We start from the raw sequence: 223 nt of genomic DNA, 5'->3' as shown, positions 1-223 counted from the left end.
ACCTGCCGTCACTTTAAGTGCCAGAATTTCCCCCTGATGGTTGATAACCAGGTGCAATTTGAAACCGTAAAACCAACCCATTGAGGTTTTTCCTCGTTGCGCTATCCCTTCCAAGACTTTATGGCGGGGAATCCGGATGTTATGACAAACGCGCAAACTCGTGGAATCAATAAAAGCAATGCCTGTGGGTTTTCCTTTTAATTGAGTCAGATAACTGCATAGT

Annotated in this window: 1 protein-coding gene; it reads right to left on the bottom strand. The window is 44.4% G+C overall.

The genetic code is table 11. The annotated features are described in order from the left end of the window. A partial coding sequence (locus PSI23_RS22595; protein ID WP_273557111.1) for a transposase occupies positions 1-223 on the bottom strand: 223 nt, incomplete at both ends.

The sequence above is a fragment of the Xenorhabdus yunnanensis genome (assembly GCF_028598805.1).
Taxonomy (GTDB): Bacteria; Pseudomonadota; Gammaproteobacteria; order Enterobacterales; family Enterobacteriaceae; genus Xenorhabdus; species Xenorhabdus yunnanensis.
The sequence above is the reverse complement of the archived record's forward strand: the minus strand, read 5'-3'. Positions and strand labels throughout refer to the sequence as shown.